The 9,839-nt window shown below is 41.9% G+C and carries 10 protein-coding genes; 3 read left to right on the plus strand and 7 right to left on the minus strand.

The genetic code is table 11. The annotated features are described in order from the left end of the window. Positions 1-21: 21 nt before the first annotated feature. Positions 22-819 (minus strand): sterol desaturase family protein, encoded by a 798-nt coding sequence (locus QZ488_RS08130; RefSeq protein ID WP_293747405.1) that lies wholly within the window; start codon positions 817-819, stop codon positions 22-24. 111 nt (positions 820-930) lie between these two features. Between QZ488_RS08130 and QZ488_RS08135 the strand changes: the two genes are divergently transcribed. Continuing rightward, the gene (locus QZ488_RS08135) at positions 931-1,641 is read left to right on the plus strand and encodes a DUF1499 domain-containing protein (protein ID WP_293747407.1); all 711 of its coding nucleotides are present in this window, start codon (positions 931-933) and stop codon (positions 1,639-1,641) included. A gap of 200 nt (positions 1,642-1,841) precedes the next feature. Next, on the plus strand, positions 1,842-2,681 hold the full coding sequence (locus QZ488_RS08140) for a pirin family protein (protein WP_293747409.1): 840 nt from the start codon (positions 1,842-1,844) through the stop codon (positions 2,679-2,681). A gap of 84 nt (positions 2,682-2,765) precedes the next feature. On the opposite strand, the gene purD is transcribed toward QZ488_RS08140, so the two are convergent. From purD to QZ488_RS08170, 6 genes are all read right to left on the minus strand, one after another. Further along, on the minus strand, positions 2,766-4,052 hold the full coding sequence (purD, locus tag QZ488_RS08145; protein ID WP_293747411.1) for a phosphoribosylamine--glycine ligase: 1,287 nt from the start codon (positions 4,050-4,052) through the stop codon (positions 2,766-2,768). A 27-nt stretch (positions 4,053-4,079) separates the two neighbouring features. Continuing rightward, on the minus strand, positions 4,080-4,889 hold the full coding sequence (locus QZ488_RS08150) for a methyltransferase (protein WP_293747413.1): 810 nt from the start codon (positions 4,887-4,889) through the stop codon (positions 4,080-4,082). A 118-nt stretch (positions 4,890-5,007) separates the two neighbouring features. Continuing rightward, a complete protein-coding gene (purH, locus tag QZ488_RS08155) occupies positions 5,008-6,615 on the minus strand; it encodes a bifunctional phosphoribosylaminoimidazolecarboxamide formyltransferase/IMP cyclohydrolase (protein ID WP_293747415.1) in 1,608 nt (535 codons plus the stop codon). 141 nt (positions 6,616-6,756) lie between these two features. Continuing rightward, the gene (fis, locus tag QZ488_RS08160) at positions 6,757-7,050 is read right to left on the minus strand and encodes a DNA-binding transcriptional regulator Fis (protein ID WP_293747417.1); all 294 of its coding nucleotides are present in this window, start codon (positions 7,048-7,050) and stop codon (positions 6,757-6,759) included. Between the two features lie 29 nt (positions 7,051-7,079). Next, complete coding sequence (gene dusB, locus QZ488_RS08165; RefSeq protein WP_293747419.1) at positions 7,080-8,069, minus strand: tRNA dihydrouridine synthase DusB; 990 nt, start codon at positions 8,067-8,069, stop codon at positions 7,080-7,082. 228 nt (positions 8,070-8,297) lie between these two features. Further along, the gene (locus tag QZ488_RS08170; RefSeq protein WP_293747421.1) at positions 8,298-8,615 is read right to left on the minus strand and encodes a DUF962 domain-containing protein; all 318 of its coding nucleotides are present in this window, start codon (positions 8,613-8,615) and stop codon (positions 8,298-8,300) included. 168 nt (positions 8,616-8,783) lie between these two features. Here QZ488_RS08170 and QZ488_RS08175 point away from each other — a divergent pair, with 168 nt between their 5' ends. Then, positions 8,784-9,629: a co-chaperone YbbN gene (locus QZ488_RS08175; RefSeq protein WP_293747423.1), complete on the plus strand. Its 846-nt coding sequence runs from the start codon at positions 8,784-8,786 to the stop codon at positions 9,627-9,629. Positions 9,630-9,839 lie beyond the last annotated feature (210 nt).

The following is a 9,839-nucleotide window of genomic DNA, read 5'->3' on the forward strand; positions in this document are numbered from 1 at the left end:
TTAATTTACAAGTTGAATGGATTATTTGGGTGGGTGCTTAAAAGGCATCAACAACAAAGCTTTCAGACTAGTATTGGCTTTAGGACTTGAATACTCTTTTAGTCCCAATTTAATACCATCATCACCGTTCTTAGCATCGGCGATATAACTACCAAATAACCTGTCCCAAATTGATAAATTAAAACCAAAATTGCTGTCCGTTTCTGACACAACTTGGCTGTGATGAATACGATGCATGGCTTGGGTTACGATAAACATTCTCAAAAACCTGTCTACCTTAACCGGAAGTTTGATATTGCTATGATTGAAAATCGCCGTGGCATTAAGTACTACTTCAAAAATTAGGATGGCCAACACCGGTGCTCCCAGCAATATTACGGCAGCAATTTTTACTACTAAACTCAGGGCAATTTCGATTGGGTGAAAACGTAATCCTGTTGATGCGTCGAGATGGGGGTCTGCATGGTGAACTCTATGAATTCGCCAAAGCATTGGAACACGATGAAAAACGCGATGTTGCCAGTAAATCAAACAATCAAACAACAATACTGAGATAGGTACACTTAGCCAAAGCGTCACTGAAATATTATTCCACACGCCTATCTGGTTATTTTGTGCATAGATAGCAATGGCCGCCAAACCTGTGGGTATGATTAACCTCGCTACCAATGCACCGAGTAAAACCATAGAAAAGTTGCTAAACCAGCGTTTACTAGCGCTAACAGGCGACAGACGATTGGGTTTTAGGTTTTCCCAAAGCATCATTATGGCCAGTACTGTTATGAAAACCCCTAGCCTAATCCACGTATCATTAATCATAGTCAGTGATGGTTACCCTTTAGATGAATCAATTAGGAATATAGTTTTAACTTCTATATTATCATTGAGTTAATAAATCACAGGTCATTTTATTTAAAGGACATTATTTTTATGAAAATTCTTACATTACTTGCAGGCGTATTGGCTTTATTATTATTGCTACTTTCTGGTCCACTATATCAGGCTGAAATACTGGGCCTTATGAATGCATTTTTTGCTATGCGAATTGCACTAATTTTAGGTGCAGTGGCGATTGTGTTGGCATTAATTCAAGTCATTTTTATGCGTAAAACTATCTCTTGGCCTGCTACTGGAGTGGCCGTCTTATGTGCTGCAATAGCGGTTTTCATGCCTCTTAGCATGATGAATAAAGCTAAATCAGTGCCGCCCATTCACGATATCACTACAGACTTAGTTAACCCGCCAAAATTTGTTGCCATTTTACCACTGCGAGCAGATGCGTCTAACCCCGCTGAGTATCAAGGTGAAGAGATAGCAAAACAACAACGCGAAGCCTATCCTGAATTACAAACACAAAAATATCAGAAAACATCAGACCAAGTATTTGATGCCGCGTTAGCTGCAGTTAAAGATATGGGCTTAGAAGTGGTTAACTCTGACAAAACCAGTGGTTTGATTGAAGCCTATGATACGACTACTTTTTTCGGCTTTATTGACGACGTAGTTATCCGCATTCAAAGCGAAGGTCAAATGACTATGCTCGATGCTCGCAGCAAATCACGTGTCGGTATGAGTGATATAGGCAAAAATGCTGAACGTCTTAATGCTTTAATCGCTGGGGTTAAAACAAACCTAAACTAATTTTTGTAGTATGCCTGCCTTTAGCTAAAAGGCAGGTAGTTCTCCCATACAAAATAGTCGTTTTTGTATTCTGTTAAACATCTATTTGAAAGTCTGCGCTTTTAAATTGATACGATGTTTAGAGCAGTATTTTCGTTATACTATGAACCAAAATGTCTTCGTCAGTCGTATAGGGTCAATAGTTTCTATGGAAAATTTTAATGACTAAGTTAAACGAAACAACAATCAAACAAGTTGTCGAAGGTATGCCGACCTCCGATGGTGCAGGTGTGAAATTAAAAAGAGTGTTAGGGCAACCTGCGCTGCAAAGATTGGATCCCTTTTTGATGTTAGATGAGTTTGGCTCAGAAGAAGCGCAAGATTACATTGCAGGTTTCCCAAAACATCCACACAGAGGATTTCAAACCGTTACCTATATGCTCAATGGTAAAATGGGTCACAAGGATTCTGTAGGGAACGAGGGACTAATCGAAGATGGCGGCTTGCAATGGATGAATGCGGGTAAAGGTATTATTCATGAAGAAATGCCGCTGCAAATTGAAGGTAAAATGCGCGGTTTTCAATTATGGGTAAACTTACCTGCAAATGAAAAAATGTCAGAGCCCGGTTACCAAGATATCCCAACCGCAAACATACCAGAATTAACCAATGATAATGGTTCACTAATAAGGGTATTAGCTGGCAATTACCACGACCAAGAAGGTGCGGTTACTACTCAAGCGGTTAAACCACAGTTTTTTGATTTTCACCTAGTGGCAAATGAGACACTGACTTTGGCTACTCAAAGTACCCATAATGGCTTTTTGTATGTTTATGAGGGTGAAGTAGATATTAGCGGTAAAACCCTTAAAAAGGGCCAGTTGGGTGTATTGGATTTTGCTGACCAATTAACCTTAAAAACTGACGATGCTGCAAGGGCGATTTTTGTGAGTGGCGAGCCAATCAACGAACCCGTTGTGCAATATGGACCGTTTGTGATGAACACTGAAGAGGAAATTAATCAGGCACTTCGTGATTTTCAGCAGGGTGTTTTGGCTTAGTTAGATTGGTTAGCTTAACTGCTTTTTGAGGGAAATAAAAAAAGCGCCTAAGCGCTTTTTTTCTCACTAAATAGCCGATTTTAGTTAGCTGTTTTGCTCACGGTCAATCGCACGATAAGCAATATCATCACGATAAAACATGCCGTTCCAGCTAATAGTTTTAGCCAGCTTATAAGCGTTTTGTTGGGCTTCGGTGACCGTGTTACCTAGGGCAGTAGCACAAAGTACGCGTCCGCCATTGGTGGTGACTTTGCCATCTATATTTTTGGTGCCAGCATGGAACACTTTGCTGTTGGCATTGCCAAGTTCTAAACCGTTGATCACATCACCTTTGTCGTAACTGCCTGGATAACCGCCAGCAGCAAGTACTACGCCTACAGCAGCTCGGGTATCAAATGCAGCTCGAATTTGGTTAAGTTTTCCATCAATGGCGGCTTCTACCAACTCAATTATGTCTGACTGCAAACGCATCATGATAGGTTGAGTTTCAGGGTCGCCAAAACGGCAGTTGTACTCAATCACTTTAGGCGTGCCATCGGCCATGATCATCAAACCGGCATATAGAAAACCTACATAAGTATTGCCTTCAGCAGCCATGCCTTTGACCGTTGGGTAAATCACTTCTTCCATTACCCGTAGGTGGATATCTGGTGTGACAACTGGTGCGGGTGAATAAGCACCCATACCACCAGTGTTAGGACCAGTATCACCGTTGCCAACACGTTTGTGATCTTGGCTGGTGGCAAAGGGTAAAACATTTTCACCATCAACCATCACAATAAAGCTGGCTTCTTCGCCGTCAAGAAACTCTTCGATAACCACGCGGCTGCCAGCTTCACCAAAAGCGTTACCCGCTAACATGTCTCGAATAGCATCTTCTGCTTCGGTCAATGTCATGGCCACAATCACACCTTTACCTGCGGCTAGCCCGTCAGCTTTAACAACAATAGGCGCGCCTTTTTCTCGGACATAGGCAATGGCTGGTTCAATTTCGGTAAAGTTTTGGTAGTCAGCAGTGGGAATATTGTGACGTTCTAAAAAGTCTTTGGTAAAGGCTTTTGAACCCTCAAGTTGCGCTGCAGCTTGAGAAGGTCCAAATATTCTTAATCCTTTGGCTTGAAACGCATCCACTACGCCTAACACTAGTGGTACTTCTGGGCCCACTATGGTTAAGTCTATTTGGTTTTGTTCTGCAAAGGCTACCAAGGCTGGTACGTCTTCTGCACCCACATCAACATTGGTCAGTTTGTCTTCCAGTGCTGTGCCGGCGTTACCTGGTGCTAAAAATACTTGGGATACTTTTGCCGATTGCGCGGCTTTCCAAGCTAGTGCATGTTCGCGACCACCGCCGCCAATAATCAGTACATTCATAGGGTTTGTTATTCTTTAGTTTTTTATTTAGGGCTTAACAAATTTAAGTGTCATACGTGTGCTTTCACCGATAGCTAAATATTTAGCTCGGTCTTTTTCGCCTAGTGCTAAGCTTGGTGGTAATGTCCAAACACCTCGCTCATGATCAGACGAATCTAATGAGTTGAGGTTAATATCACTCTCAGCGACTAAGGTTAAGCCGGCTTTTTGCGCAGCGGAAATGACTGCTGATTGTTTCATGTAACCCGAACTTTTTTGCATTTCATCAGACGCTGATTCTGGCAATTTGTGTTCAACCACGCCCACTATGCCGCCTTTTTTAAGGGCTTTAGCAAAACTGCTAAAAGCTTGTACTAAGCCTTCTTGTCCACCATCCATATACCAATTGTGCACATTGCGAAAAGTTAACACTCGGTCTAAAGAACCAGCAGGTGCAAAGTCCGGTGCCTTTTTGTGATGAAACGCTGTGACTTTAACATTCTTATAATTTGGGTGTGTAGCGACCGTTTTGTTAAAACCATCTAACAGGCGTGGGTAATAACTTGGTGCACCTTCATACAAGTAAAAATGGGCTGCATAAAACTGGCCTTTGTCTTTTAAAAGAGGGGCAAGAATGCCACTGTACCAACCGCCACCGGGTGAGATTTCTGCCACCGCCATATCTGACTGAACATCGAAGAAACGTAAGGTTTGTTGAGGATGACGATATTCATCTCTAGAACGCTCTTTAATTGGGCGGCTTTCATTGTTAACCGCATCGCTAAGTGCGTCAGCAAATACTAGAGGTGAACTAAGTAAAGATAGGGCAATAGCAACTTTTAAGGTTCGTTTAAACATAATATTCTCTCATTTAGGTAAAATGGATTTGAATAGATTGTAACGGTATTGCGTGTCATAGGTAACAAAAACCGGAGTCAATATTTTGCGTGATGACTCCGGATTTTAAGTTACACTATTAGTGTTTAAAATGACGCATGCCAGTGAAGACCATGGCAATACCATGCTCATCTGCTGCATCAATAACTTCTTGGTCACGCATTGAACCACCCGGCTGAATAATTGCACTGATACCAGCAGCAGCTGCAGCGTCAATGCCATCACGGAACGGGAAGAATGCATCAGAAGCCATTACCGAACCTTGCACTTGCAATCCTTCGTCAGCAGCTTTTATACCGGCTATTTTAGCTGAGTAAACACGGCTCATTTGACCCGCGCCCACACCAATTGTCATGCTGTCATTGCAGTACACAATCGCGTTTGATTTAACGTATTTGGCTACTTTCCAAGTGAACATCAAATCTTTTAATTGTTGTTCAGTGGGCTGTATTTTAGTGACCACTTGTAGTTCGTCTTCTTCAACCATACCAAAATCATGGTCTTGGACTAATAAACCACCGTTAACTCGTTTGAAGTCATGGCCTTCAGTTAACTGACCTTGCCACTCGCCGCACGCTAATAGACGCACGTTTTTCTTAGCAGACACCACTTCTACAGCCGCGTCACTAATAGACGGGGCGATTATCACTTCTACAAATTGACGGTCAACAATAGCTTGCGCTGTAGCTGCATCAAGTTCGCGGTTAAAAGCGATAATGCCACCAAAGGCAGACGTAGGGTCGGTTTGATAAGCGCGATTGTAGGCGCTTAGGATGTCATCACCTAAGGCTACACCACAAGGGTTGGCGTGTTTAACAATGACACAAGCCGGTACATCAAATTCTTTTACACATTCAAGTGCTGCATCGGTATCGGCAATATTGTTGAACGATAATTCTTTGCCTTGAAGCTGAGTAGCTGTGGCAACAGATGCTTCTTGAATAACATTTTCAACATAAAAAGCGGCACTTTGATGGCTATTTTCACCGTAACGTAAGTCTTGTTTTTTAGTGAACTGCATATTGTAAGTGCGCGGGAATTCGCTGTGCTGATGACCACAGTCTGTTGCACATTCACTTGATTCAATCATGGCACCAAAGTAGTTGGCAATCATGCCATCGTATTCAGCAGTGTGTTCAAATGCGGCAATGGCTAAGTCAAAACGTGTGGTTTTGGTCACCGAATTATTGTTTGCCTGCATCTCTGCAGTGACGCGGGCATAATCTTTGGCGTTAACCACAATAGTGACATCATTATGGTTTTTAGCAGCGGCGCGGACCATAGTGGGACCACCGATATCGATATTTTCAATCGCGTCTTCTAAGCTGCAATCGTCATTAGCAACAGTCGCTGCAAATGGGTACAAGTTGACTACTACTAAGTCGATAGGTTGAATGTTGTTATCAGCCATTACTTGTTCGTCTACGCCACGGCGAGCCAGAATGCCACCATGAATTTTTGGGTGTAATGTTTTTACTCGCCCGTCCATTATTTCTGGATGACCGGTGTAATCTGAGGCTTCAATAACGGTTAGGCCATTATCACTGAGTAATTTTGCGGTGCCGCCAGTAGATAATAGCTCAACACCTTGGCTAGCCAAGAATTGGGCAAACTCAAGTAAGCCGGATTTATCAGATACGCTTAACAGGGCGCGACGAATTGGTGTTGCAGGTAAGTCTTGTTGCATGTTTGTTCCATGTTTATTCCACTATTTTAGTGGCGAAGATTTGGCAATTTAATTCGTATGGTTGTTTGTGGACTATTTGGTCATGGTCAACACAAACAAAAAGAGCACCATATAGGTGCTCTTTACTTTAGGACAAAAACCTTAGTTCATGCCGTACTGTTTTAGTTTCTTACGCAAAGTACCACGGTTGATACCAAGCATAATTGACGCTTTAGTTTGGTTGCCGCGGGTGAAAGTCATTATTTCTTCTAACATTGGCGCTTCAACTTCGGCCATGACTAGCTCATACAAATTTTCGATATTAGTGTTATCAAGTTGTTTTAAGTACTTGTTTACCGCTTGTTTAACAGAATCGCGAAGAGGCTTTTGAGCCTGAGTTTGCGAAGGAGTCGTTACCGTAGTGGTAAATGGAGAAGTTACATTTTGTTCGAACATATACAATCTTGCTCTTTAAGTTAGTCATATTAAGCAGCAGGTGAAACCGGTTCGCCTGCCAATTTATCAAAGTACATAGTTAACACATCAAGTTGCTGTCCTGCATCTTCGATGGCGTTAAACTTTGCACGGAACAGCCTTTGCTGGTCGTGTTCGGCCAAATACCAACCCACATGTTTGCGGGCAATTCTGCATCCCATAAAATCACCGTAAAACTGGTGAACATTAGCGACGTGTTCAAGCAATACTTCGCTCACTTCGTCAATGCTGGGCGCAGCCAGTAGTTGGCCAGTTTGCAGATAGTGCAATATCTCTCGAAAAATCCAAGGGTGACCTTGAGCTCCGCGACCGATCATTAGCGCATCTGCTTCGGTATACTCCAAAACGTGCTTAGCTTTCTGCGCGCTTGTTATATCGCCGTTGGCAACAACAGGTATCGACACAGCTTGTTTAATAGCCTTAATGGTGTCGTATTCTGCGTCGCCTTTGTACATACAGGCTTTGGTGCGACCATGCACCGCCAATGATTGAATGCCGTTATCCTGTGCAATTTTGGCAATTAATAAGCCATTGCGGTTTTCAACATTCCAACCTGTGCGTATTTTTAAGGTAACAGGTACATCAACTGCTTTTACTACCGCCTGAATGATTTTCTCAACCAGTGGTGGGTCTTGCAGTAATGCTGAGCCTGCTAACTTTTTATTCACTTTTTTTGCCGGGCAACCCATGTTGATATCAACAATTTGTGCACCGTTACCTACATTAAATTGAGCTGCCTGTGCCATTAACTCAGGATCAGATCCCGCAATTTGCACAGAACGCACACCCTCTTCACCTTCATGATCCATTCGCTGCTTGGATTTATCTGAATTCCAAACCCTAGGATTAGAAGAGAGCATCTCTGATACCACTAAACCAGCCCCGAGACGTTTACATAGTTGTCTAAAGGGTCGGTCAGTTACTCCCGCCATGGGAGCCAGCATCAAATTATTTTCTAACGCATATGGACCAATTTGCATAATATAGAATGATTATCCTTCACACTTAATTGTGCAAAAATCGTCCGTGGTCTAAAAAGGGGCGCAAGTTTAAGGGTTTTTTGTTGGCTTGGAAAGGCTAGTAATCAAACAATTTTGTACTTTTTTTAAACAAATCATATTGACATTAATAAAACAGTCGATTTAGAGCTGGTTAACCAGTTGTTTGATTAAAATCGTTATCAAAAAGTAGACAAAAGGTACCAATCTTTAACGTTTGATGTTCCCGAGTAAAGTATCTTTAAACATCACCCAGTCACCTAACAGACTATAAAGTGGGTATTTGAACGTGGCGGGTTTGTTGTGTTCAAAAAAGAAATGACCTACCCAAGCAAAACCGTAACCCAAAATAGGTATGAACCATAACAACATCCATTGCTCGGTAAGAACAACGTAAGCAATTAATGCCAAAATTAAAGCCGAACCAATAAAATGCAGGCGGCGACATGTTAGGTTTTGATGTTCGGATAAGTAATAAGGATAAAATTCGGCAAAACTGCTAAATGTAGTGGTGGCTTGTTGTGTCATGACTGATAACTTTTAGCTTACTGTTTATATATAAATTTAGCATAGCGAATGCGCACAAAATGTCTACTAGGCGACAGTTTAAATTTGAGCTCAAATGAACGAGCTGCTTGAATTTTAATGATTTGACCCCATCAAAAGTTGCATACAGAAGACGGAGTAGAACTTTCAATGCACAACATCATCGATATTACCCCAGAAAATTTCCAACAAGTTATTTTGCAAGATTCACAAACCCAGGCTGTGATGGTGGAGTTTTGGGCTGAAGGTTATGAACCTAGTCAACAACTGGCGCCAGTAATAGAAAACGTGGCAGCTAACTTCAGTGGTAATGTGATCCACGCCCGTGTTGATTGTCAGCAACAGCAAGAAATCGCTGGGCAATTTGGTGTGCAAAACTTACCCACAGTGATTTTAATTAAAGAAGGTCAACCGGTTGAAGGTTTTGCTGGTATGCAAACTGAAGAGCAAATTATTGCTACCTTTGAAAAGCATTTGCCTAAGCCTGAAGATGGCTTATATGAACAGGCGGTTGAACTGGTTAGCGCTGGTGATTATCAACAAGCTTATACTGTGCTTAAGCAAGCTCAAGAATTAGATGCCCAGCGAGCAGACATTAAGTTGTTACTTGCCGATTGCCAAGTTGAGCTTGGTCAGGTTAAGCAGGCCAAAGCACTATTAGAAACAATTGGTTTGGTTGATCAAGACGCTTTATACAATAGTATTTTAGGTAAAATTGAATTGGCCGAACAAGCCGCTGAATCACCTGAAATTAAGGCGTTACAAGAACAGTTGGAACAAAATCCAGATGACTTAGAGCTGAAAGTGAAACTTGCCGTGCAATTGCATCAAGCTAATCAAATCGAAGAAGCGTTAGAACTCATTTTGTCGGTTTTATATAAAGACCTTAATTTTGGTGAAGCTAAAAAGCTTACTTTGGATATGATTAATGCACTGCCAGATGGTGATCCTTTGAAGTCAAAGTATCGACGTAAGGTGTATAGTTTACTTTATTAAGCCATGCCTTAGCTTTTGCTAACAGATATTAAGAATTGAATGGAGAACCGGCGAAAGCCGGTTTTTTATTGTTTAGGATAAATTCAATCAGAGGCCGCGGTTTTCCTGGCTGATTATTCCTTCACAAGTTTATTTAACCTGAATCCTGTTTAAGAAATTGAACTAAATGCCTGTTCCAAGATCCGATCTTTCGACCAAGAGAGACCAATC

It is taken from the genome of uncultured Paraglaciecola sp. (assembly GCF_913020055.1).
Lineage (GTDB): Bacteria > Pseudomonadota > Gammaproteobacteria > Enterobacterales > Alteromonadaceae > Paraglaciecola.

What these genes read in the sequence shown, in the direction of transcription:
- QZ488_RS08130 (WP_293747405.1), bottom strand. Translation starts at nt 819, where the DNA reads ATGATTAATGATACGTGGATTAGGCTAGGGGTTTTCATAACAGTACTG.
- QZ488_RS08135 (WP_293747407.1), top strand. Translation starts at nt 931, where the DNA reads ATGAAAATTCTTACATTACTTGCAGGCGTATTGGCTTTATTATTATTG.
- QZ488_RS08140 (WP_293747409.1), top strand. Translation starts at nt 1,842, where the DNA reads ATGACTAAGTTAAACGAAACAACAATCAAACAAGTTGTCGAAGGTATG.
- purD (WP_293747411.1), bottom strand. Translation starts at nt 4,052, where the DNA reads ATGAATGTACTGATTATTGGCGGCGGTGGTCGCGAACATGCACTAGCT.
- QZ488_RS08150 (WP_293747413.1), bottom strand. Translation starts at nt 4,889, where the DNA reads ATGTTTAAACGAACCTTAAAAGTTGCTATTGCCCTATCTTTACTTAGT.
- purH (WP_293747415.1), bottom strand. Translation starts at nt 6,615, where the DNA reads ATGCAACAAGACTTACCTGCAACACCAATTCGTCGCGCCCTGTTAAGC.
- fis (WP_293747417.1), bottom strand. Translation starts at nt 7,050, where the DNA reads ATGTTCGAACAAAATGTAACTTCTCCATTTACCACTACGGTAACGACT.
- dusB (WP_293747419.1), bottom strand. Translation starts at nt 8,069, where the DNA reads ATGCAAATTGGTCCATATGCGTTAGAAAATAATTTGATGCTGGCTCCC.
- QZ488_RS08170 (WP_293747421.1), bottom strand. Translation starts at nt 8,615, where the DNA reads ATGACACAACAAGCCACCACTACATTTAGCAGTTTTGCCGAATTTTAT.
- QZ488_RS08175 (WP_293747423.1), top strand. Translation starts at nt 8,784, where the DNA reads ATGCACAACATCATCGATATTACCCCAGAAAATTTCCAACAAGTTATT.